The organism is Paucibacter sp. KBW04 (genome assembly GCF_003852425.1).
GTDB lineage: Bacteria > Pseudomonadota > Gammaproteobacteria > Burkholderiales > Burkholderiaceae_C > Paucibacter_A.
This window is the reverse complement of sequence record NZ_QAJN01000017.1, coordinates 91,796-118,513: the sequence shown is the minus strand read 5'-3', so window position 1 is coordinate 118,513 and position 26,718 is coordinate 91,796. Positions and strand designations below refer to the sequence as shown.

Sequence of the window (26,718 nt, the reverse complement as noted above, 5' to 3'; positions counted from 1 at the left end):
CGGGTTTCCCGGGTGCTTAGCTCAGTTGGTAGAGCGTCGCCTTTACACGGCGCAGGTCGGCGGTTCGAGCCCGTCAGCACCCACCAAATATTTCCATGGAAGTACGGTACCAAGTTCGATTGAATTCGATTGGTGCATGGCATCAACCACAATGCCAGCTCATTCAAAGGCGGACCTCGGTTCGCCTTTGTCGCATTCGCATGCATGTCTGAGGTTTTTCGATGTTTGAGTTCGTCCGTAAACACACACGCCTGTTTCAGTTCATCCTGCTGATCCTGATCCTGCCTTCGTTTGCCTTGGTGGGCATGCAGGGCTATACAAGCTTTATGGACGGCGCCAATGCAAGCGTGGCGACGGTCGATGGCCACAAGATCACGCAAACCGAATGGGATAACGCCAAGCGCCAGCAGGCCGAGCGCCTGCGCGCGCAGATGCCGAACCTGGATCCCAAGCTGTTGGACTCGCCCGAGGCCCAGCGCGAAGCCCTGGAAGGCCTGGTGCGCGAGCGCGTGCTGCAAGCCGCGGCCAAGGACCAGCATTTCATCGTCAGCGATGAGCGCCTGCAGGCCTTGTTCCTGAACGATCCTCAGTTTGCCTTCCTGCGCAATCCGGATGGGACGGTCAACAAGGCCTTGATTGCTTCGCAGGGCATGAGCTCACAGATGTTTGTTGAGCGTCTGAGGCAAGACCTGACCCTGCGTCAGGTGACGGCCGGCGTGGCCGGTACGGTGCCTGCCAGCAATGCCAATGCAGCGGTGGCTTTCGACGCTTTGCTGCAGCAGCGCGAAGTTCAGTTGCAGCGCTTTGAAGCCAAGGACTTTGCCTCGCGCATTGAGCCGACCGAGGCACAGATCGAGGCCTATTACAAAGACCCGGCCCATTCCTCGCAGTTCCAGTTGCCGGAATCGGCCCAGATCCAGTATCTGGTGCTGGATATTGAGGCGCTGAAGGCGGGTGTCACCGTCAATGAGGAAGAACTGCGCAAGTATTACGACGAGAACGCTTCGCGCTACTCGGTGGCCGAAGAGCGCCGCGCCAGCCACATCTTGATCAAGGCCGACAAGAGCGCTTCTGCCGAAGAGCGCAGCAAGGCCAAGGCGCGTGCCGAAGAGCTGTCGGCCGAGGCCCGCAAGAATCCTGCGGCCTTTGCCGAGCTCGCACGCAAGAACTCGCAAGACGAAGGTTCGGCCGTCAACGGTGGCGACCTCGATTTCTTCGGCCGCGGCGCCATGGTCAAGCCCTTTGAAGACGCGGCTTACGCGATGAAAAAGGGCGAGGTCAGCTTGCCGGTGGAGTCTGACTTCGGCTACCACGTCATTCAGCTGACTGGTGTTCGCGGTGGTGAGAAGAAGAGCTTCGAGGCCGTGCATGCGGAAGTCGAGGCCGAGGTGCGCAAGCAGCTGGCGCAAAAGCGCTACTCGGAAGCGGCCGAGCAATTCAGCAATCTGGTTTACGAGCAAGCCGATGGGCTGCAGCCTGCTGCCGACAAGCTCAAGCTGAGCATCGCCACAGCAACCGTGCAGCGCACGCCTGCGCCTGGCGCCACCGGCCCCTTGGCTTCGGCCAAGCTGCTGGAGGCTGTTTTCAGCAATGACGCCTTGCGCAATAAGCGCAATACCGAGGCGCTGGAAACCGCGCCCAATCAGATGACGGCGGCCCATGTGATCCTGCACAAGCCGGCTCAGATGCAGCCCTTGGCCGAAGTGAAGACTCAGGTTCGAGCCCAAGTCCTGTCTAAGCTGGCCATGGACGAGGCGGTGAAGGCGGGTCAGGCGCGTTTGGCTGCGCTGCAAAAGGGCGCTGATGTGGCTGGCCTGTCAGCACCGCTGGTGGTGTCGCGCGCCCAACCGCAAGGTTTGTCACGCAAGGTCTTGGAGGCTGTGCTGGCAGCGGATGCAAGCAAGCTGCCCGGTTTCATCGGCGTGGATACAGCTGAGGGCGCCTATATTGTTGCCCGCCTGGTCAAGCTGCTGGATCGCGATCCGGCTGTGGTCGATGCCAAGCGTGCTGCTCAGCAATATGCTCAAGCCTGGACTGCGGCCGAAGCACAGGCCTATGCGAATGCGCTGAAGACACGCTTCAAGGTCGTGATGAAAGCGCCTTCTGTTGCAGCCTCTTCCCCTGCGCCCTAATTTAGTGTTATACTAGCGGGCTTCGAGGGAACGACATTTAACGCCTAGCGCTAAATCAAAGTTTCCTCGATCAAAGAAACTCTAAAAAAGTTTTTTTGAAAAACTCTCCAGAACGTTGAAAACGTACTATAATGAGAGTCTCTACGGTGGCTGTAGCTCAGTTGGTAGAGTCACGGATTGTGATTCCGTTTGTCGTGGGTTCGAGCCCCATCAGCCACCCCAAAAAAATGAAACAGGCACCTTCGGGTGCCTGTTTTGCTTTGTGCTTCAGATACTCCCAGGGCTAGCCATCGGTGCCTGCCGTCTCGGGGTAGCTTGAGTTTGAATTCCCGTACCACTAAAGCTCGCTTTGAGTTGCGCACAAAAAAGGCCCGAATCGATCGGGCCTTTTCTTTGTGTGCAGGTCTGAGGCTCTAAACAAGCCCTTGTTTGCTGGCCAACACGGCTGCTTCTGCACGGCTGGAGACATTGAGCTTTTTGTAGATGGACTTGATGTGGTCGTTCACAGTGAACCACTTGATGCCCATCAGATTGGCGATTTCCTTGATCGTGAAGCCCTTGCTGAGATAAGTCAGCACTTCGCTCTCTCGGGGCGTCAGGCGCTCCCATTCGGGTGGTGGATCCAGCACTACGCCGCGGCCACTATTGAATGGTGTGCTGGAAGACAGGCTGCCAAAGCCCGAATTCAGGGCCATGGGGCCGCTATCGGCGCCGGGCGAAGGGCGGAAGTGGGACAGCAGGCGGCGCGCGATTGCCGGCGACAAAGGCGGCTGGCCGCGCACGATACGCTGCAACTCCTCCACCAAGACCTCGAAACGATCTTCCTTCAGCAAATAGCCGTCGGCGCCGCATTGCAGGGCGGGAAAGAGGTGGTCGTCGTCCGAATAAAGCTTGGTGACGATTTTCAGCGCTGGGGTGGCGGCAAACTCCGCCAGAAACTCCATGCCATTGCCGTCAGGCAACTCCAGGTCGACGAGTACCAGTTTGAAACCGACGTCAGGACTGGTTTCAGCCAGTTTGGCGACTTGGCGGCGTGCGCCTTCGAGATCACCAGCTTCGGTGATTTCCATGGGATCGCTGAAACTCTCTCGCACCACACGGCACAAAAAGCTTCGGGCAACCGGATTGTCTTCAATGATGAGTACTTTGACGGCCATAGCGAATAGTTCCGGACAGCTTTCATCGTATCTCACAACTGCACGGATAGCGCACAGTGCTTACGCGCAAGTCCGCTGCCGCCCTCAGGTGTTGCCCTGAGACCTCGCCAGAGCGAATGCCATCAGTCGCAGCGCAAAACAATCTTGCCGACTACTTGACGGCTTGCCATCCGGGCAAACGCCTGCGGTAGTTGATCCAGCGGCATCACGGCATCCAGCACGGGTTTGATTTTTCCGGCTGCATACCAGTGCGCCAATCGCCCTAGCATTTCGGCATTGGCCTTGGGCTCGCGCTTGGCAAACTCACCCCAGAAGACGCCCACCAGGGAAGCACCTTTGAGCAAGGCCAGATTGATGGGCAGAGACGGAATTTGCCCCTGGGCAAAACCTATGACCAGGTAGCGGCCGCGCCAGGCGATGGAGCGGAAGGCGGGCTCCACCAGATCGCCACCCACCGGGTCGTAAATCACGTCTGGGCCGCGGCCCTCGGTCAGGGTTTTGAGTTCCTCGCGCAGATTGGTTTTGCCATAGTTGATCGTGGCGTCGGCGCCCAGCGCCAGGCAGCGAGCGCACTTCTCATCACTGGAGGTGGCGGCAATGACGCGGGCGCTAGCGGCCTTGGCGATCTGGATGGCGGCCGTGCCCACGCCGCCGGCTGCGCCCAGAATCAGCACGGTCTCACCCGCTTGCAGCGCGGCGCGATCCATCAGTGCGTGATAGCTGGTGGCATAGGTGCAGATGAAGGCGGCGGCGTCCTCGAAGCCAAAGTCTTGCGGCAGCGGCATGGCCAGGGCCGCAGAGATGCAGGCATGACTGGCAAAACCACCGGTGCCTGAGAAGGCGGCGACCGGGTCGCCGATCTTGAAACCCTTCACGCCTTCGCCAACGGCCTCGACGACGCCCGCGAACTCGGTGCCCGGCACAAATGGCAGGGGCGGCTTCATTTGGTATTTGTTCTGGATGATCAACAGGTCAGGGAAGTTGAGGCTGGCCGCTTTGATGGCCACACGGATCTGGCCGGCTTGGGGCTCGGGTGTGGGCAGCTCTTGCAGGACCAAGGCCTGCGGGCCAACAGGGTTCTCGCACAACCAAGCTTTCATTGCGTCGCTCCAATTCGTCGGTAAGAAGTCTCCCGAAGTTTTCAGGAGGCGTGGCGCGGATGATATGAAGCGCGCGCTGGATTGCGGGTCGCACAGGTGACGAGATGCCTACAATGCGCGCCATGCGCATACTCATAGCGAACGACGACGGCTACCTGGCGCCTGGGCTGCATGCCCTGGTGAAGGCTTGTGAAGGTTTGGGGCAGATCGAGGTAATCGCCCCCGAGCAAAACGCCAGTGGCACCTCAAATTCCTTGACTTTGGGGCGACCCTTGTCGGTGTACACCGCGGCCAACGGGTTTCGTTACGTCAATGGCACACCTTCGGATTCGGTCCACGTGGCTTTGACAGGCTTGCTGGGCTACAAGCCTGATTTGGTGTTGTCCGGCATCAATAACGGCGCCAATATGGGCGACGACACCTTGTACTCCGGCACAGTAGCCGCTGCGACTGAGGGTTATCTTTTCGGCATCCCCTCTATCGCTTTCTCGCAGGTCGAGAAGGGCTGGGCTGAACTCGACGCGGCGGCGGCGGTGGCCAGGCAGTTGATCGAACAGGTGATCGCTGGCGGGCTGGACAAGCCTTTCTTGCTGAACGTCAATATCCCGAATCGTGCCGATGCCCTGAGCTTGCCGCGCCGCGTGACCCGCTTGGGCCGGCGTCATGCCAGTGAGCCGGTCATCTGCCAGCAAAGCCCGCGCGGTGAAACGATTTACTGGATTGGCCCTGCGGGCGATGCGCGGGAGGCGGGCGAGGGCACCGACTTCCATGCCACGGCCGCGGGCGAGATCTCCATCACTCCCTTGCAGGTGGACCTGACCCATCATGCCGCGCTGCCGGCCTGGTCGCAGCGCCTCGGCCGCCCCGCATGAACAAGCCGGTCAAACCGGTCAACAGACCGCAGCGCTTTCCACTGTCACTCAACAAGCTGGGTTCGGCCAGTGTGGGCAATGGTTTTAACGCTTCGGCTGCTGCAGGCTCGGGCTCAAGCGCTCAGGGCGCTGCGGCCGGTTTCAGTGCCGCGGGCACGAACAGTTCCGGTGTTTTGTCGGCGGGCAAGTCGACCGCGGCGATGCGTGAAGTCTTGATGCCGCAACGTCATCTGCGCGAGGCGGCCGCGGATGCGGCGCGTCGCACGGCGCCCAGCGGTTTGGGCTTGGACTCGATTCATGTGCGCCACCGCATGGTGCAGCGGCTCAAGCAAGCGGGTTTGCAGGACGAGCGAGTTCTACAGGCTTTGGCCGAAGTGCCCCGGCATGAGTTTGTCGACAGCGCTCTGGCGATTCAGGCCTACGAGGACACCAGCTTGCCGATTGGCCATGGGCAGACCATTTCAAAGCCATCGGTGGTGGGGCGCATGATCGCCATGCTGATGGGGGGGGCGGCCGCGCAACAGCAAGGGCATCTGGGCAAGGTGCTGGAAATTGGCACGGGTTGTGGTTATCAGGCGGCTGTGCTGGCGCGCCTGGCGAAACAAGTGGTTTCAATTGAGCGACTCAAGCCTTTGCATGACAAGGCGCTGAGCAATTTACAGTCCTTGCAACTGAGTCAGATACGTTTGATTTACGGTGATGGTCGTCTGGGGCATGGTGGGTCGGCTCCCTATGAGTCCATCATCGCCGCTGCGGGTGGCGAGGATTTGCCGGCCGCTTGGCTGGCTCAGCTGGCGCCCGGTGGTCGCTTGGTGGCGCCCATGGTGGCGCCGGGTGGGCGCGGGCAAATCCTGGTGCTGGTGGATCATCTGGTCGAGGCCGGCATCAGCCGCTATGTTCGCAGCGAGTATGAGGCTGTGCATTTCGTGCCTCTAAAATCAGGCGTGTTATAGATTGAAGAAGCCTCGCGGCTTTCTCATCTGGCCGGCAGCGCGAAGTGCGCTGCTCTTTGGGCGAGCCCTTGGTGGCAAGCTCGGGCGCTCGTGAATTTCCGTACAAGTCAGCAAAAGCTACGCATGCAAAAGAAACCCAATCGCCTTTCCTCAGCACTTGTTGTCGCTGGACTGGTCGCCCTGTTGTCGGGTTGCGGTACCAGCTTGAATCATGCGCCGGTTGAGGACCGCACGGCGGTCAAACCCAGCAAGCCCGCGGGTGCCTCGCCCTCAGGCGGCTCGGCCAGCTCAAGCAATGCCGATGCCAAGCCTTTGCCGGGTGCAGAGAATGCCGGCAAGCCGGGCTATTACACCGTCAAACCAGGGGATACCTTGATCCGCGTGGCGCTGGAGAACGGCCAGGGCTGGCGTGATCTGGTCAAGTGGAACGGTTTGGATAACCCGAATGTGATCGAAGTGGGTCAGGTCTTGCGCGTGGTGCCGCCCGGTGTGGATGCGGCTTCGGTTAGCGCGCGCCCGATCAATTCGGCCAAGGTCGAATCCCGCCCGCTGGATGGCAAGGCGCCGGCAGCCTCGGCGCCCGCGGGTGGCAGCTCGGCGGCCTCGGCCGCTGGTGGCGCGGCCGCCGCAAGTGCGGCAGCGGCAGCCGCGCGTTCCGATGACGATGACATCAGCTGGGCTTGGCCGACCAATGGCCCCTTGATTGGCAGCTTTGACGAGGCGCGCAACAACAAGGGCCTGGACTTCAGTGGCAAGGCTGGCGACCCGGTCTTGGCCGCGGCGGACGGCCGGGTCATGTATGCTGGATCTGGCTTGCGCGGATACGGCCATATGGTCATCATCAAGCACAACGCAGGCTATATCAGCGCGTACGCGCACAACCAGGCCCTGCTGGTCAAAGAAGACCAGGTGGTTCGCAAGGGTCAGAAGATAGCGGAGATGGGGTCTAGCGATGCAGATCAAGTCAAGCTTCACTTCGAGATTCGTCGGCAGACCAAGCTCATGGATCCCGCCAAGCTCCTTCCGGCTCGTTGAAAGACTGAGCTGCTTCGGGGACCTTCAACATGAAGCATGCTGAAGGCTCCCACCCTGAAGCGCCGGGGCTGAATCCTGTCGCTGCTCGCCTCGCACTGCAAGATTTGCTGGACGAGTCGGCGGCGGAGGAGGGTGAGGCCGGCAATAGGGGCGAGCCCCCCTTTGTACCGGTCGCCGTTGCCTCCGGCTCCATCGAAAGCCTTGCCGAAGGCGATGCCGACCCCGGCAATGCCTTGCAAGCCTATTTGCGCGATATCCGGCGCACCCCGCTGCTGAGCCCGCAGGCCGAGTACGAAACCGCGGTTGCCGCGCGTGCGGGCGACTTTCCGGCCCGCCAAGCCATGATTCGCCACAATCTTCGTCTGGTGGTGAGCATCGCCAAAAACTATCTGGGCCGTGGACTGCCGATGAGTGATCTCATCGAAGAGGGCAATCTTGGCCTGATGCACGCCATCGGTAAGTTTGAGCCCGAGCGCGGTTTCCGTTTCTCGACCTATTCCAGTTGGTGGATTCGCCAGAGCATTGAGAACGCCTTGATGCACCAGGCGCGCTTGGTTCGCTTGCCTGTGCACATCGTGCGTGAGCTCAATCAGGTCATCAAGGCGCGGCGAGCGCTGGAGGCGGTGCAGAGCCAGCGCGGGGTTGAGGCCAAGGTGAGGGTCGAAGAGGTCGCTGCGGCGCTGGGTCGTCCGGTCGCTGAGGTGGCTGAATTGCTGGCCTATGCCGAGTTGCCCAGCTCACTCGATTCGCCGGTGGATCGCAATGGCGAAGGGGGCGAGTCCATGTTGGACTTGGTCGCCGATGAGCAGGCCGTTGATCCCATGGGCCTGCGTTTGAGTCATGAGCTTGAGACCTTGATCTCCCATGGTTTGGCAGCCTTGAACGAGCGCGAGCGCGAGGTGCTGGCAGGGCGCTTTGGCTTGGCCGATCGTGAGCCCGAAACCTTGGATATTTTGGCGCAGCGCCTGAATCTGACGCGGGAGCGTATACGGCAGATCCAGATCGAGGCTTTGGCCAAACTCAAGCGCAATATGATGCGCCACGGCGTCGATCGGGACTCGATTTTTTAGCAAGCCGGCCCGCTGCTTTTTCGGTCTGCTGCGCGAGGCTGGGATAATCGCGCCCATGATTCAAGATTCAGAATGGCTCAAGGTCGAATCCCTGGACCTGGAAGCGCAGGGCGTGGCCCACAAAGAGGATGGCAAGGTCGTTTTCATCGAGGGCGCATTGCCCGGTGAAGAGGTGCAGGTCAGCGTCGGTCGCAAAAAGAACAACTGGGAGCAGGGCAGCTTGACGGCCTTGCGCAAGGAGAGTTCGCAACGCGTCACGCCCGGCTGCCCGCATTTCGGCCTGCATGGTGGTGCTTGTGGTGGCTGCAAGATGCAGCATCTGCATGCCTCGGCTCAGGTGGCCGTGAAGCAGCGGGTGGTCGAGGACAACCTTTGGCATCTGGGCAAGGTCAAGCCGGAAACCTTGCTCCGACCCATCGAAGGGCCGACCTGGGGCTACCGCTACCGGGCGCGCTTCTCGGTGCGCTATGTGCTGAAGAAGGAGCAGGTCTTGATCGGATTCCACGAGCGCAAGAGCCGCTATGTGGCCGATATGCAGGTCTGCAAGGTGGTGCCGCAGCGTGTCAGCGATTTGCTGATGCCTTTGCGCGCCATGATTGCCAGCATGGAAGAGCGCGATCGCCTGCCGCAGATCGAGCTGGCCATGGGCGACGCCGTCATCGCCCTGGTGTTGCGCAACCTCAATCCCCTGCCCGAAGGTGACAAGGCCAAGCTGCGTGCATTTGCCGCCGAGCACGATGTGCAATGGTGGTTGCAGCCCAAGGGGCCGGACACGGTGCATCTGCTTGATGAGGGAGGCGCCGAGCTGTCGTACAGCCTGCCCGAGTTCGGCGTGGTGATGCCGTTCAAGCCCACCGACTTCACCCAGGTCAACCCGCATATCAACTCCGTCTTGGTGGGGCGCGCCCTGCGCTTGCTGGATGTGCGGCCGGATGAACGGGTGATCGACTGGTTCTGCGGCCTCGGCAATTTCACCCTACCTTTGGCGACCAAAGCCCGTGAGGTTGTGGGAATCGAAGGGAGCGAAACCCTGGTTCAGCGCTCGCGTGAGAACGCGCGTCGCAATGGTTTGGCCGAGAAAACGAGTTTTGAAGCGCGCAATCTTTTCGAGATGACGCCTGCACTGCTGGCGGCGGACGGTGTGGCTGACAAGTGGCTGGTTGACCCGCCGCGCGACGGCGCATTCGCGCTGGCCAAGGCGGTGGCTGATATTGCGCAAGACCCAAGCCTGGCGCCCGGCTGGCAGCCGCCCAAGCGCATCGTCTATGTGAGCTGCAACCCTTCCACCTTGGCGCGTGATGCGGGCTTGCTGGTCAATCTGGCCGGCTATAGCTGCACGGCGGCCAGCGCGGTGAATATGTTCCCGCACACCTCGCATGTGGAGAGCATCGCGGTGTTCGAACTCGATTCTGGCAAATGAGCCAGGTATGAAACGAGCAAAGGGCCCGAGGGCCCTTTGTTTCTTTATGAACCGCGAAGCGGGTGCGCCGTCAAGTGGAGCCTATGGATCCGGCTTTGCCGGTCCATCGGGCTCGGCCCCTTGAGAGGGTGGCGCGCCAGCGCCTACGGGGGTGGGTCATCAGTCTCGCTCACCGCCGAAGATGCCCAGCAAGGACAGCAGGCTCTGGAACACGTTGTAGATGTCCAGATAGATGGCCAGGGTGGCGGAGATGTAGTTGGTCTCGCCGCCGTCGATCACGCGCTTGATGTCGTAGAGCATGAAGGCCGAGAACACGGCCATGGCCAGCACCATCATGGTCAGCATCAGGGCCGAGGACTGCAGGAACACGTTCACGATGCCGACCACCATCAGGATGATGGCACCCACGAACAAGAACTTGCCCATGGCCGAGAGGTCACGCTTGATGACCGTGGCCAGCGAGGCCATGGCGAAGAAGATGGCGCCGGTGCCGCCAAAAGCCATCATGATCAGGCTGCTGCCGTTCTTAAAGCCCAGGATGCTGGCCAAGAGGCGCGACAGCATCAGGCCCATGAAGAAGGTGAAGGCCAGCAAAGAGAACACGCCGGCGCTGCTGTTCTTGGTCTTTTCGACCAGGAACATCAGGCCAAAGGCGCCAGCGAAAAACACCAGCATGCTCATGCCCGAGCCCATGCTCGCCATAAAGCCCGTGCTCACGCCAACCCAGGCGCCCAGCACCGTGGGCACCATGGACAGGGCCAGCAGCCAGTAGGTATTGCGCAGCACGCGTTGGCGTTCGATGGCCAAGCCACCGCCAGCGGCGCTGCCGTATTGGGTTTGTAGGGTTTCGTTCATCACAGTCCTCCGGGATTGGTTTCATGGCGCCGCTGCCGGACCACCCGTGGGTCAGGGCTTGGCGGCGCCCGCGACAGACTGTAGCCGTTTTAAGGGCTTCAGTCGCGGCGCGAGGTGGCACAGCTTTGCTGGCAATGCAGGCAATGACCGTGCTGCTCCCAGCTAAAGTGCGGCCTCTACCTCAATTTTCAAGCCATCACCATGAATCAAAAGCCCTATCTCAGCCTGAATGATGTGAAGGCGATTGCCGCTGCCGCTGAGGCCGAAGCTCTGGCCCATCACTGGGCCGTGAGCATCGCCATCGTCGATGATGGCGGTCATCTGCTGTGGTTGCAGCGCCTGGACGGCGCGGCCGCCATCTCGGCCCAGATCGCGCCGGCCAAGGCTCACACGGCGGCCCTGGGGCGCCGTGAGTCCAAGGTCTACGAGGACATCATCAACCAGGGCCGTGTTTCTTTCCTGAGTGCGCCCGGGCTGAGCGGCATGCTGGAAGGGGGTGTTCCCATCGTGGCGAATGGTTTCTGCGTCGGTGCCGTGGGTGTTAGCGGCGTCAAGTCGACGGAGGATGCGCAGATCGCACGGGCAGGCATCGCTGCTCTGGCTTGAATTCTTTGGGTGGCGGGTCGGCGCTGCTGGCGACCCGCTCAAGGCGCAGATATGGCCGATCAACACGGCTTCGTGGTCGTCCTGACTCAGGTCTGAGTCGGGCTTGGATGGGGCCAGGGGCTGACACAAGCCCGTCAATTTTCGCTGCTAGCGCTTGGTGATAACCCTGCTCGGGTATACTTAGCAGGTTTACCCGCAACCTACCGCTACCCCAGCGAAACTCGTAACAGTTTCATCTCCGGTGAGGGCGAGGGCCAATGCTTAGGCATGGGCCCGGGCCTCCAAACCGGTCTCACCACCGAACTCAAAGCTTCAGGCGGATTTCGACTTTGAAACCCCCCTTGGAGCCCGAGTAGAGCTGGGCGCGCGCACTATAACGGAGTTCCCCGTGCTGCCCGATCTGCTCCATTCCCCTCTCGCGATTCTCGCCCTGGCAGACGGCACGGTCTTCAAAGGCATCTCCATCGGAGCTGCCGGCCACACGGTCGGTGAGGTGGTGTTCAACACCGCCATGACCGGCTACCAAGAAATCCTCACTGACCCGAGCTACTGCCGGCAGATCGTGACCCTCACGTATCCGCACATCGGCAACTACGGCGTCAACGACGAGGATGTCGAGGCTTCGAAGATCCATGCCGCTGGCTTGATTGTCAAAGAGTTGCCCCTGCTCGATTCCAACTTCCGCAAGACGCGCAGCCTCGCGCAGTACCTGCTGGACGAAGGGTGCGTCGCCATTGCCGATATCGATACCCGCCGCCTGACCCGTGTACTGCGCACGACCGGCGCGCAAAACGGCTGCATCATGGCCTTGCCCCTGGGTGTGGCCATCACCGCGGCCCTGGTCGCCGAGGCGATTGCCAAGGCCAAGGCCGCGCCCAGCATGGCGGGTCTGGATCTGGCTCAAGTGGTCACGACCGAGAAGTCGCATGCCTGGACCGAGACCGAGTGGACTCTGGGCAAGGGCTATGGCCAGCAGAGCCAGGCGCGTTTCCATGTGGTGGCCTATGACTTTGGCGTGAAGAGCAATATCTTGCGCATGCTGGCCTCGCGCGGCTGCAAGATCACCGTGGTGCCGGCCAAGACGCCCGCATCCGCCGTGTTCGATCTGGAGCCCGATGGCGTCTTCCTGTCCAACGGCCCCGGCGACCCGCAACCTTGCGACTACGCCATCAAAGCGGCGGCCGAGTTGATCGAATCCGGCATCCCCACCTTCGGCATCTGCCTGGGGCACCAGATCATGGCCCTGGCCTCGGGCGCCAAGACCTTCAAGATGAAGTTTGGCCACCATGGGGCCAACCATCCGGTCAAGGATCTGGACAGCGGCCGGGTTTCCATCACCAGCCAGAACCACGGTTTTGCGGTGGTGGCCGAAGACCTACCGGCCAATCTGCGCGCCACCCATATCAGCTTGTTTGACGGCACGCTGCAAGGCCTGGCCCGCACCGACAAGCCGGCCTTCTGCTTCCAGGGTCACCCCGAAGCCAGCCCCGGCCCGCATGACATTTCGTATTTGTTTGATCGCTTCATCGGTCTGATGGCGAAGGCTTGATGGAGTAAAGAAAAATGGCAAAACGTACAGACATCAAGAGCATCCTCATCATCGGCGCCGGCCCCATCATCATCGGCCAGGCCTGTGAGTTTGACTATTCCGGTGCCCAGGCCTGCAAGGCCCTGCGCGAAGAGGGCTACAAAGTCATTTTGGTGAACAGCAACCCTGCCACCATCATGACGGACCCGGACACGGCCGACGTCACTTATATCGAGCCCATCACCTGGCAGGTGGTTGAGAAGATCATCGCCAAGGAGCGGCCCGATGCGGTGCTGCCCACCATGGGTGGCCAGACCGCGCTGAACTGCGCCCTGGACCTGCACAAGCATGGCGTGCTGGCCAAGTACAACGTCGAGATGATCGGCGCCAACGAGAAGGCGATCGAGAAGGCCGAGGACCGCCTGAAGTTCAAGGACGCCATGACCAAGATTGGGCTGGACTCCGCGAAGTCCGGCATCGCGCACTCGATGGAGGAAGCGCTGGCGGTGCAAAAGCGCATCACGGCCGAGATCGGTGGCACCGGCTTCCCCATGGTCATCCGCCCCAGCTTCACGCTGGGTGGCACCGGTGGTGGCATTGCCTACAACCCCGAGGAATTCGAGGAAATCTGCAAGCGCGGCCTGGACCTGTCCCCGACCCGTGAACTCTTGATCGAAGAGTCGCTGATCGGCTGGAAAGAGTATGAGATGGAGGTCGTGCGCGACAGCAAGGACAACTGCATCATCGTCTGCTCGATCGAAAACTTGGACCCCATGGGCGTGCACACCGGTGACTCCATCACCGTGGCCCCGGCCCAGACCCTGAGCGACAAAGAGTACCAACTGCTGCGCAACGCTTCCATCGCCATCCTGCGCGAAATCGGCGTGGACACCGGTGGTTCGAACGTGCAGTTCTCGATCAACCCCAAGAACGGCCGCATGACCGTGATCGAGATGAACCCGCGCGTTTCGCGCTCCTCGGCGCTAGCGTCCAAGGCCACCGGCTTCCCGATCGCCAAGATCGCCGCCAAGCTGGCCGTGGGCTACACCCTGGACGAGCTGCGCAACGACATTACCGGCGGTGTGACCCCGGCGTCCTTCGAGCCCAGCATCGACTACGTGGTCACCAAAATCCCGCGTTTCGCCTTCGAAAAATTCCCCATGGCCGATTCGCGTTTGACCACGCAGATGAAGTCGGTGGGCGAGGTGATGGCCATGGGTCGCACCTTCCAAGAGTCCTTCCAAAAGGCTCTGCGCGGCCTGGAGACCGGCATCGACGGCCTGTCGGAGCGCAGCACCGACCGTGAAGAAATCGTGCAAGAGATCGGCGAGCCCGGCCCCGAGCGCATCCTCTTTGTGGGCGACGCCTTCCGCATCGGCATGAGCATGGAAGAGGTCTTCGAAGAGACGGCCATCGACCCCTGGTTCCTGGTGCAGATCGAGCAGCTGATCAAGATCGAGCAGTCGCTCAAGGGGCGCACGCTGGCTTCGTTGTCGGTGGACGAAATGCGTTTGTTGAAGAAGAAGGGCTTCTCCGACAAGCGCCTGGGCAAGCTGCTGGACAGCAATCAGCACGATGTGCGTCGCGCCCGTCACGCCCTGGGCGTGCGCCCGGTCTACAAGCGGGTGGATACCTGCGCGGCCGAGTTCTCCACCGAAACGGCGTATATGTACTCGACCTATGAGGAAGAGTGCGAAGCCGAGCCGACGAACAATAAAAAGATCATGGTGCTGGGCGGTGGCCCCAACCGCATCGGTCAGGGCATTGAGTTTGACTACTGCTGTGTCCATGCCGCCTTGGCCATGCGCGAAGACGGTTACGAGACCATCATGGTCAACTGCAACCCCGAGACCGTGTCGACCGACTACGACACCTCGGATCGCCTCTACTTCGAGCCGGTGACGCTGGAAGACGTGCTGGAAATCGTCGAGAAGGAAAAGCCCGTCGGCGTGATCGTGCAGTACGGCGGCCAAACGCCTTTGAAGCTGGCCCTGGACCTGGAAGCCAATGGCGTGCCCATCATCGGCACCACGCCCGACAGCATCGATATGGCCGAGGACCGCGAGCGCTTCCAACAGCTGCTGCATGAGCTGGGCCTGAAGCAGCCGCCCAACCGCACGGCCCGCACCGAAGAGCAGGCCGTGGCCCTGGCCAATGAAATCGGCTATCCGTTGGTGGTGCGCCCCAGCTATGTGCTGGGCGGCCGCGCGATGGAAATCGTGCATGGCGACAAGGATCTGGAGCGCTATATGCGCGAAGCGGTGCGCGTCTCCGACAAATCACCGGTCTTGCTGGATCGCTTCCTGGAAGACGCGGTCGAAGTCGATGCCGACTGCATCAGCGACGGCAGCGATGTGATGATCGGCGGCATCATGGAGCACATCGAGGCAGCCGGTATCCACTCCGGCGACTCGGCTTGCTCGCTACCTCCTTACACCCTCTCCGTCGCCCTGCAAGACGAGCTGCGTCGCCAGACTGCTGCCATGGCTCGCGCTCTCAAGGTGGTGGGTTTGATGAATGTGCAGTTTGCCATTCAAGGCGACGTGACGGGTGGCTTGGACGGCGCTACGGTCTATGTGCTGGAGGTGAACCCGCGCGCTTCGCGCACCGTGCCTTTTGTGAGCAAGGCGACCGGCCAGCAGCTCGCCAAGATCGCCGCACGCTGCATGGCCGGCCAGAAGCTGAAGGATCAGAAGGACCGCCAGGGCCGCGTGCCGGCCGAGGTTGTGCCGCCTTACTTCAGCGTCAAGGAAGCCGTCTTCCCCTTCAACAAATTCCCTGGCGTGGACCCCATCCTGAGCCCGGAAATGCGCTCCACCGGCGAGGTGATGGGCGCGGCGCGCACCTTTGGTGAGGCCATGTTGAAGAGCCAGCTGGGTGCAGGTTCGCGCCTGCCGCGTCAGGGCAATGTGCTGATCACGGTGAAGAATGCCGACAAGGCGCGTGCCGTGGCCGTGGCCAGGGATTTGCATGCCCTGGGCTTTGGTGTTGTGGCGACCAAGGGCACGGCCGCTGCCATCGCCGAGGTGGGCGTGCCGGTGCGCGTGGTCAACAAGATCAAGGACGGTCGCCCGCACATCGTCGACATGGTCAAGGGCGGCGAGATTCAGCTGGTCTTCACCACGGTGGACGAGACCCGCACGGCGATTGCCGACAGCCGCTACATCCGCCAGGCTGCATTAGCTGCGCGGGTGACCTACTACACGACCATGGCTGGTTGTGAGGCTGCGGTCGAAGGTATGAAGCATCAAAACGGCCTGCTGGTGCAATCCCTGCAAGAGTTGCACGCAGAACTGGTCTAAACTCGGCCCCAACGAACTCCGCCGCCGCGACCCCAGCTTGGGGGCGCAGCGGCGGATTCATTTTGTCTTTCAAGGTTTACTACTATGGCCACCATTCCTCTGACCACACGCGGTGCTGAAAAGCTCAAAGAAGAACTGCATCGACTCAAGAGCGTTGAGCGTCATGCCGTGATCCATGCGATCGCCGAGGCACGCGCCCAGGGCGATCTGTCGGAAAACGCCGAGTATGAAGCGGCCAAGGACAAGCAGGGCTTTATCGAAGGCCGCATCCTCGAGATCGAAGGCAAGCTGGCGGCCGCTCAAGTGATCGACCCGGCCTCGGTGGATGCCGGCGGCCGCATCGTGTTTGGCACGACGGTGGATCTGGAAGAAGAGGAGACGGGTGCCGAGGTGACCTATCAAATCGTCGGTGACGACGAGGCCGATTTGAAGCTGGGTCTGATCTCTATCAGCTCGCCCATTGCGCGTGCCTTGATTGGCAAGGAAGCCGGCGACGTGGCCGAGGTGAAGGCGCCGGGCGGCATCAAGCGCTACGAGGTGGTTGAGGTCCGTTACGTCTAAAGCAAGCGGGCTTTGGCTGAGAGTTGCTGATGTTGCTCAGACGTAGTCAAGCCATGCTGGCGGCTCTGTGGGCCGGCATGCTTTTGTGTGTGGGCCTGGTGGCTGCACCCAGCGCATTCGCTGCGCTGGAGCGGCCGATGGCGGGCTTGGTGGTGGCGCAGCTGTTTCAGCGCGAGGCCATGTTGAGCATGTTCGCCGCATTGCTGCTGATTTTGATGGAGCGCCGTTTGGCGCGAGATGGCGCAAGGCCCGCGATCACGCCCGAGTTCATGCTGCCCTCTGCAGCCCTGTTTTGCACTGTGGCGGGCTACTACGCCTTGCAGCCCATGATGGCGGCGGCAAAGGCGGGGCAGGGGGACTGGTCGTTCATGACCCTGCACACCATTTCCTTGCTGTTCTTTGGTGTGAAGGGCTTGTTGGTGCTGGCCCTGGCATGGCGCTTGGGCGGCAGGTAACTATCAGCCCAAGTGCTGGTATCACGCTTGGGCCTTCGTTAGACACAAATTCCGGTTCGGAATTTGCGCCGGGACTCAGTCTTGCGCTTGTTTCTTCACGCTGGTGATGCGGCGTTTGGCGCGCTTGATCTCACCGCCTTGGGCCACACGCTCATTGCCAAGCACGCGTAACTTCTTCATCTGAGGGCGATGATTGCCGCTCTTGGAGAATTTCACGATCTTGACGATGCGAGGTGCGCCTTTGGCGTTCTCGTCTCGTTCGGCGTCTTCCTTTTCGGGCATGGGGCGCCAGATCACCAGCAATTTGCCGATGTGCTGAATCGGTGCGGCGTCCAGTTCGCCGCATAGCGAAGCAAAAATGCTTTCGCGTCCGGCACGGTCATCCGAGAACACGCGCACCTTGATCAGGCCATGGGCCTTCAGGGCGGCATCGGTCTCTTTGACGACGGCAGGGGTGAGTCCATCCGCGCCAATCATCACCACGGGAGCGAGGTGATGGGCTTCGGAACGTTTTTCCTTGCGCTGGGCAGGGGTCAATTGAATCGCAGGCATACGCGTATTATCCGTGCAACATGAAGATCAAGACAAAAAGCAAGAAACTTAATAAGACGTGGTTGCATGATCACATCAATGATCCCTACGTCAAGATGGCGCAGAAGGACGGCTACCGTGCCCGTGCCGCCTACAAGCTCAAGGAAATTGATGAGGAGCTCAAGCTCGTCAAGCCGGGCCAGGTGGTGGTGGATTTAGGCGCCTCGCCTGGTGCTTGGAGCCAGTATCTGAGGCGCTGCTTTGCACCCACGGTGGCGGGTGTCGGCGGCGCTGCGGTGGGGCAACTCAATGGCACCATCATCGGCTTGGACTTGCTGCCTTGCGAGCCCATCGAGGGCGTGCAGTTCTTGCAGGGCGACTTCCAAGACGAGGCGGTGTTGCGGGCGCTGGAGCAGGCGCTGGGTGGACGCGCGGTAGACCTGGTGGTGTCGGATATGGCCCCCAATTTGTCAGGCATCGAAAGCGTGGACGCTGCGCGTATTGCGGGTCTGGTTGAGTTGGCGATTGATTTTGCCCAGCGCCATCTGAAGCCCGAGGGCGCTTTGGTGACCAAGGTCTTCCACGGCAGCGGCTATACGCAGCTCGTCGAGGAGTTCAAGAAAACCTTCAAGAAGGTCAAGCCCATCAAACCCAAGGCCTCGCGCGATCGCTCGTCCGAGACCTTCTTGATCGGCATTGGTTTGAAGACGCCGCAGCAAAAGTCCTGAGTATTTTTCCCCCTTGGGGCGAAGGAATGGCAGAAGGGCCGTAAAAAGCCCGGAGTTCATTCGTACAACGCCCCATCAAAATGGGGCTCAGCCCTTGACTGCAATAGAATTGACCCCATATGGCACGCACAGGGCTGTAAAGCTTGTATCTGTGCAATTGGGCCGAATTGAATGAAGGAATCGCGGTGAACAATCAATGGTTCTCGAAGGTAGCTGTTTGGATCGTGATCGCCTTGGTGCTGTTCACGGTCTTCAAGCAGTTCGATCGAGGTGCAAGCCAAGGCAATCAGCTTGGATATTCTGAATTTCTGGATGAAGTTCAGGCGCACCGCATCAAGTCTGTGGTTTTGCAAGAGGGTGGTTCGGGGACCGACATCCTGGCGGAAACCAGCGACGGTAAGAAGCTGCGCATCACGGCCACCTATCTGGACCGTGGACTGATCGGCGATCTGCGCGCCAACGGCGTGAAGTTTGATGTCAAGCCGCGTGAAGAGCCTTCCTTCCTGGTCAATATGCTGATCAGCTGGGGCCCCATGCTGCTCTTGATCGGCGTTTGGGTTTACTTCATGCGTCAGATGCAGGGCGGTGGCAAGGGCGGAGCGTTCAGCTTCGGCAAGTCCAAGGCTCGCATGTTGGATGAGGCGAACAACACCACGACTTTTGCCGATGTGGCCGGCTGCGATGAGGCCAAGGAAGAAGTCAAGGAGTTGGTCGACTTCCTGAAGGACCCGCAAAAGTTCCAGAAGCTGGGTGGTCGCATCCCGCGTGGCGTGCTGCTGGTTGGCCCTCCCGGTACCGGCAAGACCTTGCTGGCCAAGGCCATCGCGGGCGAGGCCAAAGTGCCTTTCTTCTCGATCTCGGGCTCTGATTTTGTGGAAATGTTCGTCGGCGTGGGCGCAGCCCGGGTCCGCGATATGTTCGAGCAAGCCAAGAAGAGCGCCCCTTGCATCATCTTCGTGGACGAAATCGACGCCGTCGGTCGTCACCGCGGCGCTGGCTTGGGCGGTGGTAACGACGAACGCGAGCAGACCCTCAACCAGATGCTGGTGGAGATGGACGGCTTCGAGACCAATCTGGGTGTGATCGTGATGGCGGCCACCAACCGTCCGGACATTCTGGACCCGGCTCTGCTGCGTCCCGGCCGTTTCGACCGTCAGGTTTATGTGACCCTGCCCGATGTGCGTGGCCGCGAGCAAATCCTCAATGTGCATATGCGCAAGGTGCCCGTGGGTCAAGACATCCGTGCCGACATCCTCGCACGCGGTACGCCGGGCTTCTCGGGTGCTGACTTGGCGAACTTGGTCAACGAAGCCGCGCTCTTTGCTGCTCGCCGCAGCGGACGCGTGGTCGAGATGACCGACTTCGAAAAGGCCAAGGACAAGATCATGATGGGCCCCGAGCGCAAGTCCATGATCATGCCCGAGGAAGAGCGCAAGAACACCGCATACCACGAGGCTGGCCACGCTCTGGTGGCGCGCCTGATGCCCAAGACCGATCCGGTCCACAAGGTCACCGTGATCCCGCGTGGCCGCGCCCTGGGCGTGACCATGCAGCTGCCGGAAGGCGATCGCTACAGCCTGGACAAGGAGCGCATGCTCTCGACCATCTCGGTGCTGTTTGGCGGCCGGATTGCGGAAGAGGTCTTCATGAACCAGATGACCACCGGCGCGTCCAACGACTTCGAGCGTGCCACTGCCATCGCCCGCGATATGGTGATGCGTTACGGCATGACGGACGAACTGGGCCCCATGGTCTATTCGGAAAATGAAGGTGAAGTCTTCTTGGGCCGCTCGGTGACCAAGACCACCAGCATGTCCGAAGAAACCATGCGCAAGGTGGATTCGGTGATCCGCCGCATCATCGACGAGCAGTACGGCATCGCCCGCCGTCTGATCGAAGAGAACCAGGACAAGATGCACAGCATGGCCAAGGCCTTGCTGGAGTACGAAACGATTGATTCCGATCAGATCGACGACATCATGTCCGGCAAGCCGCCTCGTCCTCCCAAGGACTGGACGACGCCGAGTGGCGGCAAGTCCGATGGCTCGCCTCCGGCGGTCAGCACCGATGGCGCACCGGCAGCGGCCTGATTTTTCTGTTCTCTGATTCTTGATGCGCTCCGCGCGTCAAGTCAAAAGGCCAGTCCGCAGGGATTGGCCTTTTTTCATGCTTGGCGCCTTCTTGCTTGTGCTTGCTCTTTGGGCTTCATCTTGGCCTGCGAGAATATTGCGCCAATCACCCCCTTGCTTCAAATGACCTCGCCCATGTTCTGGCAGACCACTCGCTTTCAGATTGACCTCAGCCGGCCCCGTGTGATGGGCATCGTCAACGTGACGCCGGATTCGTTCTCTGATGGCGGCCAGCATGCTGATACACGAGGGGCACTGGCTCATTGCGAGCGTTTGCTGGCGGAAGGGGCTGACATTTTGGACATTGGTGGCGAGTCCAGCAGGCCTGGCGCGCAGCAACTGGGTGTCGAAGAAGAGTGGCAGCGCCTGGGGCCGGTCTTGCACGAGGCGATGAAGTTAGGCGCGCCGATTTCGGTGGACAGCTTCAAGCCTGAAATCATGCGGCGCGCTCTGGCCCTGGGCGTGGACATCATCAACGACATTCAAGCCTTCCGCCTGCCGGGTGCCTTGCAGGCCTTGGTCGAACATGGGCGCGCCGGACTGTGCGCCATGCATATGCGCGGTGACTCGGCCACCATGCAAAGCCTGAGCGACTACGAGGATGTGGTGCAGGAGGTGCGCGAGTTTCTTTCTCAAAGTCTGCAGACCTTGAGTGCAGCGGGCATCGCCAAAGAACGCATCGTCTTGGATCCTGGCTATGGCTTTGCCAAGACGACCCCACAGAATTTTGAGCTGCTGCGCAGGCAGGCGGAGTTGGCCGATCTGGGTCGCCCTTTGCTGGTGGGCTGGTCTCGCAAACGCGCTTTGGGCGATGCAAGCGGGCGACCGGTCGACCAACGTCTGATTCCCAGTGTGGCGGCAGCATTACTGGCCGCTGAGCGTGGTGCCAGCATTTTGCGTGTGCATGATGTGGCCGCCACGGTCGATGCGCTCAAGGTGTTTACCGCCTGTCACCAAGGGCTGGCTCCGCAGGCGAGGGCCGCACAAAACTGACGGACAATGTTTCAGATTCAATCAGGAGGATGCTCTCAATGAGCCGTAAGTATTTTGGTACCGATGGAATCCGTGGCACCGTGGGCCAGTCACCCATCACCCCCGATTTCATGTTGCGTCTGGGTCATGCCGTGGGCCAGGTCTTGCGCAAACGAAGCGCGCGCCCGACCGTCTTGATTGGCAAGGACACGCGTATTTCTGGTTACATGATCGAGTCGGCTCTTGAGGCGGGCTTTGCTTCGGCCGGCGTCGATGTTTTGTTGACCGGCCCACTGCCAACACCGGGTGTCGCTTATCTGACCCGTGCCTTGCGCCAGGACTTGGGCGTGGTGATCAGCGCCTCCCACAATCCCTTTGCGGACAATGGCATTAAGTTCTTCTCGGCCAAGGGCGAGAAGCTGCCCGATGCCTGGGAGCTGGCCGTTGAGGCCGCGTTGGAAGAGCCGCCGACCTGGATCGATTCCGCCAATCTGGGACGCGCCAAGCGCTTGGCCGATGCTCGGGGTCGTTATATCGAGTTCTGCAAAAACAGCTTTGGCTCAGACCTGACGCTGAAGGGTCTGAAGATTGTGGTGGACGCGGCCCATGGCGCGGGCTACCACGTGGCGCCCGATGTCTTCCACGAGTTGGGGGCTGAGGTCATTTCCATCGGCTGCAATCCCGATGGCTTCAATATCAATGCCGGTTTCGGTGCCACCTCGCCAGCCGCCTTGGTGAAGGCGGTGAAGGATCATGGTGCCCACTACGGCGTGGCTTTGGATGGTGACGCCGATCGCCTGCAACTGGTTGATGCTGAGGGGCGCCTCTACAACGGCGACGAGTTGCTCTACATCATGGTGGCCAATCGATTGGGCCAGGGCCTGCGCGTACCCGGTGCTGTGGGTACCTTGATGACCAATATGGCGGTCGAACTGGCGATCAAGGCTTTGGATGTGGACTTTGTTCGCGCCAAGGTGGGTGATCGCTATGTGCTGGAGGAACTGAGTGCCCGCGGCTGGGAGTTGGGTGGCGAAGGTTCGGGCCATTTGCTGGCCTTGGACAAGCACACCACCGGCGACGGCATCGTCAGTGCCTTGTTGATCCTGCAGTCGGTGTGCCGCTCTGGCAAGTCCTTGGCCGAGCAGTTGGCTGCCGTGACCCTGTTCCCTCAGACCATGATCAATGTGCGTTTGCAAGCCGGGCAAGACTGGAAGAGCAACGCCGTCTTGGCGCGAGAACAGGCCGAGGTGACGGCCGAGTTGGGTTCGCGGGGCCGTGTCTTGATCCGCGCCTCGGGGACCGAGCCCTTGCTGCGCGTGATGGTGGAGGCCAGTGATGCGGAGTTGGCCAAGCAATGTGCAGAGCGCCTGGTGCGTGCGGTAAACGCCTGACCAAGTCGTCGCGGGCCGCAAGGCTTGCGGCGGCTGTTTCGCTCGCTTGAGTCGAGGGAATGAAAAAAGGCCACTGCGATTACCGCAGTGGCCTTTTTCTTGAGGCTTGTCGCCCCTCTAAAGTCCGAATCCAGGGCTTGGCTTTACTTCTTGGGCGGCAAAAGCACGCGGTCCACGACGTGCGCGACGCCGTTGCTGGCCTTGAGATCGGCGGTTTGCACGACGGCTTCTTCGATGGTCACAAAAGTCCCGGCGCGAGCGGCTGACAAATTGGCGCCGTTCAGTGTCTTCAGATGGCCATTCTGAATTTCAGCGGCTTCCAGCTTGGCGGGCACGATGTGGTAGCTCAACACGGCCTTGAGTTGCACGGGATCCTGGCTCAACGCTTCCAGGGTCTTGGCAGGCACGGCCTTGAACGCCTCGTTGTTGGGGGCAAACACGGTCAAGGGGCCGGCGGCGCGCAGACTGTCTTGCAAACCGGCCTTTTCGATCAGGCGATTGAAGGTGCTCAGTTCGGGCTGGCGAGCCAGGCTTTCAGTCAAGGGCAGGGGTGCAGGCGTGCTTGCGCAGGCTACCAGGCTCAGAACCAGTGCGCTGGCGCCGAGCAGGCCCAGATGACGGCGAAGAAGAGTTGTTTTCATCAACATGCTGAAGAGCTCCAGGATTGGTGTGGCACGGAGCTTAGGCAGTCGATATGACGATTCAATGAATTGAATGTGACGGAACGCTTGCCGGTAATATGGCGTTTTGATGCCGCCCGTTTGCCTCTTTCTGTCACGTGGATGTCATATTCGAGACATAGGATGCAGTCCATTGCCAACCCCCGACAGTGATAGGTAGCTCATGAAATTCACTCAAGTCCGTACCGGATTCGTTCTCGCCGCCGCCATGGCTGTGTTTTCTAGCGCACAAGCTCAGGACGTGACCGGAGCCGGTGCGTCTTTCCCGGCCCCGATCTACGCCAAATGGGCCGACGCCTATAACAAGGTCAGCGGTGCTCGCATCAACTATCAATCCGTCGGTTCGGGTGCTGGCATCCGCCAGATCAAGGCCAAGACCGTTGACTTTGGTGCCTCGGATGCGCCCCTGAAGGACGAAGAACTGGCCAAGGACGGCATGATCCAGTTCCCCACCGTCATCGGCGGCGTCGTGCCCGTGGTCAATATCAAGGGTATCGCCCCGGGCCAGGTGCGCATGACCGGCGCCGTGCTGGCAGACATCTATCTGGGCAAAATCGCCAAGTGGAACGATCCCGCCCTGGCAGCCCTGAACCCCGGTGTGCCTCTGCCTGACGCAGCGATTGCCGTGGTGCGCCGCGCCGACGGTTCGGGTACCAGCTTCTTGTTCACCAACTATCTGTCCAAGGTCAACGCCGACTGGAAGTCAAAGGTGGGCGAGGGCACGGCTGTGAACTGGCCTACCGGCGCGGGTGGCAAGGGCAATGAAGGCGTGTCGTCGTATGTTCAGCGCCTGCCCAACTCCATCGGTTATGTCGAGTACGCCTACGCCAAGCAAAACAAGATGGCCCATGTGCTGCTGCGCAACCAGTCTGGCGCCTATGTCGCTCCTAGCGACGCGGCTTTCAAGGCCGCTGCCGCAGGTGCGGAATGGTCCAAGAGCTTCTACCAAGTCCTGACCGAGCAAGCCGGCAAGGACAGCTGGCCCATCACCGGCGCCACCTTCATCTTGGTGCACAAGGTCCAAGACAAGCCTGCCGTCGCTGCCAACACGCTGAAATTCTTCGACTGGGCTTTCAATGCCGGTGACAAGACGGCCGATGACCTGGATTACGTGCCCCTGCCTACATCTGTCAAGGATCTGGTTCGCAAGCAATGGGCCGACAATCTGAAGGACGCTTCCGGTAAGGCCATCAGCTACAAGTAAGCCCTGCCTGAGCTCTCAGGTCACGAAGTCCGGGTAGGCTCCCAAGGTTTACCCGGATTTTGTTGCGTCTTTTGTCCGGTCAATTGACGCTGAATTTTTCATCAACGCACAAGCATGCGGAGGCCACGTGGCCGCAATACTCCCAGCCAATAATTTTGAGTCCGGCGCTGATGTCTTGAAGAAGACGCAGCCGCAGAGCCAGCCGCCGCAGCGGCGGGTCCTGGCCCCCTGGGCGGATACCCTGTTTTCCTTCCTGGCCCATGGCGCCGCTTGGCTGACCCTGGCCTTGTTGGTGGGCATCATCATCTCCTTGGTGATCGGCGCGCTGCCTGCGATTCGCGAGTTCGGTCTGAGCTTTCTGTGGACCAGCGAATGGGATCCGGTGCAGGAGAAGTTCGGCGGTCTGGTGATGATTTACGGCACCTTGATGACCTCGTTCATCGCCTTGCTGATTGCCGTGCCGGTGAGCTTTGGTATTGCGCTGTTCCTGACCGAACTCTCGCCCAACTGGCTCAAGCGTCCTCTGGGCGTGGCGGTGGAGTTGCTGGCGGCCGTGCCTTCCATCGTCTACGGCATGTGGGGTTTGCTGGTTTTCGGCCCCATCCTGGCAACTTATGTTCAGCAGCCTTTGCAGTCTGCGCTGACCGGCGTGCCTTTCCTGAGCACCTTGGTTTCCGGCCCTCCGGTTGGCATCGGCATTCTGTCTGCCGGCATCATTCTGGCCATCATGATCATCCCCTTCATCGCGGCGGTGATGCGTGATGTGTTCGAGGTCACGCCAGCCATGCTGAAGGAATCCGCCTACGGCCTGGGTGCCACCACCTGGGAAGTGATGTGGCGTGTGGTCTTGCCTTATACCAAGACCGGTGTGATGGGCGGCATCATGCTAGGCCTGGGTCGCGCCCTGGGTGAGACCATGGCCGTGACCTTCGTCATCGGCAATATGAACCAGCTCAATTCCCTGTCAGTGTTCGAGGCGGCCAACAGCATCACCTCGGCCCTGGCCAATGAATTTGCCGAAGCAGGCGAGGGCCTGCACCAGGCTTCGCTGATCTATCTGGGTCTGGTGCTGTTCTTCATCACCTTTGTGGTGCTGGCCTGCTCCAAGATCCTGCTGTCGCGCTTGAAGAAGAATGAAGGGACGCGCACATGAGTACCCCCGCAACTGTCAATGCCAGCGGCATGAGCGCCAGCCGTTTGGCCATGCATCGCAAGCGTAAGCGCGTCAACGCGATCGCCCTGGTACTGGCCCTGGCCTCCATGGCTTTCGGCCTGGTCTGGTTGTTCTGGATCTTGTTTGAGACCGTGCGCCTGGGCGTGGGTGGCCTGAGCTTTGCCACTTTCAGCGAAATGACGCCGCCTCCGCTGGCCGAAACGGGGGGTCTCGCCAACGCCATCTTCGGCTCCGTCATGATGGTGGGCCTGGCCACGCTGCTGGGCACGCCCATCGGCATCCTGGCTGGCATCTATCTGGCCGAGTACGGCCAGAAGAGCTGGCTGGGCAGCGTCGTGCGTTTCATCAACGACATCCTCTTGTCGGCGCCTTCCATCGTCGTGGGTCTGTTCATCTACGGCCTGGTGGTCGCGCGCATGCAGTCCTTCTCTGGCTTTGCCGGCGTCTTGGCCTTGGCCCTGATCGTCATTCCGGTGGTGATCCGTCAGACCGAGAATATGCTGAGCCTGATCCCCAACGCCTTGCGTGAAGCCGCCTATGCCCTGGGCACGCCCAAGTGGAAGGTCATTCTGTCGGTGACCCTGAAGGCGGCCCGTGCTGGCGTGCTGACCGGCATCCTGCTGGCCCTGGCGCGCATCTCGGGTGAGACGGCGCCCCTGTTGTTCACGGCCCTGTCCAACCAGTTCTGGACCTCGGACATGACGCAACCCATGGCCAGCCTGCCGGTCACCATCTTCAAGTTCGCCATGAGCCCCTACGAAAACTGGCAAAAGCTGGCCTGGGCGGGCGTATTCATCATCACCATGGGCGTGCTGCTGCTGAACATCCTGGCGCGCGTCCTCTTCAAGAACAAGCACTGAGCG

Annotated in this window: 23 protein-coding genes and 2 tRNA genes; 20 read left to right on the top strand and 5 right to left on the bottom strand. The window is 60.8% G+C overall.

Annotated features, from left to right (window positions below):
• Nucleotides 1-10: 10 nt before the first annotated feature.
• The 3 genes from DBR47_RS21120 to DBR47_RS21110 all read left to right on the top strand — a co-directional run bounded on the left by DBR47_RS21120 (nucleotide 11) and on the right by DBR47_RS21110 (nucleotide 2,354).
• Nucleotides 11-86 (top strand) — tRNA-Val (locus DBR47_RS21120).
• 135 nt (nucleotides 87-221) lie between these two features.
• Nucleotides 222-2,132, top strand: a complete 1,911-nt coding sequence (locus DBR47_RS21115; protein ID WP_124453808.1) for a SurA N-terminal domain-containing protein — start codon at nucleotides 222-224, stop codon at nucleotides 2,130-2,132.
• Nucleotides 2,133-2,278: 146 nt separating this feature from the next.
• Nucleotides 2,279-2,354 (top strand) — tRNA-His (locus tag DBR47_RS21110).
• A gap of 191 nt (nucleotides 2,355-2,545) precedes the next feature.
• On the opposite strand, the gene DBR47_RS21105 is transcribed toward DBR47_RS21110, so the two are convergent.
• Together DBR47_RS21105 and DBR47_RS21100 are read right to left on the bottom strand one after the other, a co-directional pair.
• Nucleotides 2,546-3,289 (bottom strand): response regulator transcription factor, encoded by a 744-nt coding sequence (locus DBR47_RS21105; RefSeq protein WP_124453928.1) that lies wholly within the window; start codon nucleotides 3,287-3,289, stop codon nucleotides 2,546-2,548.
• Between the two features lie 122 nt (nucleotides 3,290-3,411).
• Nucleotides 3,412-4,389: an NADPH:quinone oxidoreductase family protein gene (locus tag DBR47_RS21100; RefSeq protein WP_124453806.1), complete on the bottom strand. Its 978-nt coding sequence runs from the start codon at nucleotides 4,387-4,389 to the stop codon at nucleotides 3,412-3,414.
• Between the two features lie 122 nt (nucleotides 4,390-4,511).
• Here DBR47_RS21100 and surE point away from each other — a divergent pair, with 122 nt between their 5' ends.
• From surE to rlmD, 5 genes are all read left to right on the top strand, one after another.
• Nucleotides 4,512-5,261, top strand: coding sequence for a 5'/3'-nucleotidase SurE (gene surE / locus DBR47_RS21095; RefSeq protein WP_124453803.1), 750 nt, complete (start codon nucleotides 4,512-4,514; stop codon nucleotides 5,259-5,261).
• Nucleotides 5,262-5,461: 200 nt separating this feature from the next.
• Nucleotides 5,462-6,214 (top strand): protein-L-isoaspartate(D-aspartate) O-methyltransferase, encoded by a 753-nt coding sequence (locus tag DBR47_RS21090; protein WP_124453926.1) that lies wholly within the window; start codon nucleotides 5,462-5,464, stop codon nucleotides 6,212-6,214.
• Nucleotides 6,215-6,337: 123 nt separating this feature from the next.
• On the top strand, nucleotides 6,338-7,249 hold the full coding sequence (locus tag DBR47_RS21085) for a peptidoglycan DD-metalloendopeptidase family protein (protein ID WP_124453801.1): 912 nt from the start codon (nucleotides 6,338-6,340) through the stop codon (nucleotides 7,247-7,249).
• Between the two features lie 29 nt (nucleotides 7,250-7,278).
• Complete coding sequence (gene rpoS / locus DBR47_RS21080; RefSeq protein WP_124453798.1) at nucleotides 7,279-8,319, top strand: RNA polymerase sigma factor RpoS; 1,041 nt, start codon at nucleotides 7,279-7,281, stop codon at nucleotides 8,317-8,319.
• Nucleotides 8,320-8,374: 55 nt separating this feature from the next.
• On the top strand, nucleotides 8,375-9,739 hold the full coding sequence (rlmD, locus tag DBR47_RS21075) for a 23S rRNA (uracil(1939)-C(5))-methyltransferase RlmD (protein ID WP_124453796.1): 1,365 nt from the start codon (nucleotides 8,375-8,377) through the stop codon (nucleotides 9,737-9,739).
• 159 nt (nucleotides 9,740-9,898) lie between these two features.
• Here rlmD and DBR47_RS21070 read toward each other — a convergent pair whose 3' ends face one another.
• Entirely contained in the window at nucleotides 9,899-10,594 is a 696-nt protein-coding gene (locus DBR47_RS21070; RefSeq protein WP_124453794.1) for a Bax inhibitor-1/YccA family protein, read from the bottom strand.
• A 201-nt stretch (nucleotides 10,595-10,795) separates the two neighbouring features.
• Between DBR47_RS21070 and DBR47_RS21065 the strand changes: the two genes are divergently transcribed.
• The 5 genes from DBR47_RS21065 (at nucleotide 10,796) to DBR47_RS21045 (ending at nucleotide 17,046) form a co-directional block, all read left to right on the top strand.
• Complete coding sequence (locus DBR47_RS21065) at nucleotides 10,796-11,200, top strand: heme-binding protein (RefSeq protein ID WP_124453792.1); 405 nt, start codon at nucleotides 10,796-10,798, stop codon at nucleotides 11,198-11,200.
• Nucleotides 11,201-11,588: 388 nt separating this feature from the next.
• The gene (carA, locus tag DBR47_RS21060) at nucleotides 11,589-12,749 is read left to right on the top strand and encodes a glutamine-hydrolyzing carbamoyl-phosphate synthase small subunit (protein WP_124453790.1); all 1,161 of its coding nucleotides are present in this window, start codon (nucleotides 11,589-11,591) and stop codon (nucleotides 12,747-12,749) included.
• Nucleotides 12,750-12,763: 14 nt separating this feature from the next.
• On the top strand, nucleotides 12,764-16,030 hold the full coding sequence (carB, locus tag DBR47_RS21055; protein ID WP_124453788.1) for a carbamoyl-phosphate synthase large subunit: 3,267 nt from the start codon (nucleotides 12,764-12,766) through the stop codon (nucleotides 16,028-16,030).
• Between the two features lie 84 nt (nucleotides 16,031-16,114).
• Nucleotides 16,115-16,591: a transcription elongation factor GreA gene (gene greA, locus DBR47_RS21050; protein WP_124453786.1), complete on the top strand. Its 477-nt coding sequence runs from the start codon at nucleotides 16,115-16,117 to the stop codon at nucleotides 16,589-16,591.
• A 29-nt stretch (nucleotides 16,592-16,620) separates the two neighbouring features.
• Nucleotides 16,621-17,046: a DUF4149 domain-containing protein gene (locus DBR47_RS21045; RefSeq protein ID WP_231512430.1), complete on the top strand. Its 426-nt coding sequence runs from the start codon at nucleotides 16,621-16,623 to the stop codon at nucleotides 17,044-17,046.
• 75 nt (nucleotides 17,047-17,121) lie between these two features.
• On the opposite strand, the gene DBR47_RS21040 is transcribed toward DBR47_RS21045, so the two are convergent.
• Nucleotides 17,122-17,598 carry a YhbY family RNA-binding protein gene (locus DBR47_RS21040; protein WP_124453784.1) on the bottom strand — a complete coding sequence of 159 codons (477 nt, stop codon included), beginning with the start codon at nucleotides 17,596-17,598 and terminating at the stop codon, nucleotides 17,122-17,124.
• A gap of 20 nt (nucleotides 17,599-17,618) precedes the next feature.
• Here DBR47_RS21040 and DBR47_RS21035 point away from each other — a divergent pair, with 20 nt between their 5' ends.
• The 4 genes from DBR47_RS21035 (at nucleotide 17,619) to glmM (ending at nucleotide 22,797) form a co-directional block, all read left to right on the top strand.
• Nucleotides 17,619-18,305, top strand: coding sequence for an RlmE family RNA methyltransferase (locus tag DBR47_RS21035; protein ID WP_124453782.1), 687 nt, complete (start codon nucleotides 17,619-17,621; stop codon nucleotides 18,303-18,305).
• A gap of 185 nt (nucleotides 18,306-18,490) precedes the next feature.
• Nucleotides 18,491-20,395, top strand: a complete 1,905-nt coding sequence (gene ftsH, locus DBR47_RS21030; protein WP_124453780.1) for an ATP-dependent zinc metalloprotease FtsH — start codon at nucleotides 18,491-18,493, stop codon at nucleotides 20,393-20,395.
• Between the two features lie 174 nt (nucleotides 20,396-20,569).
• Entirely contained in the window at nucleotides 20,570-21,427 is an 858-nt protein-coding gene (folP, locus tag DBR47_RS21025; protein WP_124453778.1) for a dihydropteroate synthase, read from the top strand.
• Nucleotides 21,428-21,465: 38 nt separating this feature from the next.
• A complete protein-coding gene (glmM, locus tag DBR47_RS21020; protein WP_124453776.1) occupies nucleotides 21,466-22,797 on the top strand; it encodes a phosphoglucosamine mutase in 1,332 nt (443 codons plus the stop codon).
• A 143-nt stretch (nucleotides 22,798-22,940) separates the two neighbouring features.
• Here the strand turns inward: glmM and DBR47_RS21015 are convergent, their stop codons facing one another.
• A complete protein-coding gene (locus DBR47_RS21015; protein WP_231512429.1) occupies nucleotides 22,941-23,444 on the bottom strand; it encodes a fasciclin domain-containing protein in 504 nt (167 codons plus the stop codon).
• Between the two features lie 196 nt (nucleotides 23,445-23,640).
• On the opposite strand from DBR47_RS21015, the gene pstS reads away from it, so the two are divergent.
• From pstS to pstA, 3 genes are all read left to right on the top strand, one after another.
• Nucleotides 23,641-24,681, top strand: a complete 1,041-nt coding sequence (gene pstS / locus DBR47_RS21010) for a phosphate ABC transporter substrate-binding protein PstS (RefSeq protein WP_124453774.1) — start codon at nucleotides 23,641-23,643, stop codon at nucleotides 24,679-24,681.
• 175 nt (nucleotides 24,682-24,856) lie between these two features.
• Nucleotides 24,857-25,834, top strand: a complete 978-nt coding sequence (gene pstC / locus DBR47_RS21005; protein WP_124453920.1) for a phosphate ABC transporter permease PstC — start codon at nucleotides 24,857-24,859, stop codon at nucleotides 25,832-25,834.
• Nucleotides 25,831-26,715: a phosphate ABC transporter permease PstA gene (gene pstA / locus DBR47_RS21000; RefSeq protein WP_124453772.1), complete on the top strand. Its 885-nt coding sequence runs from the start codon at nucleotides 25,831-25,833 to the stop codon at nucleotides 26,713-26,715. The genes pstC and pstA overlap by 4 nt, the downstream gene beginning before the upstream one ends.
• The last annotated feature ends 3 nt before the right edge of the window (nucleotides 26,716-26,718 follow it).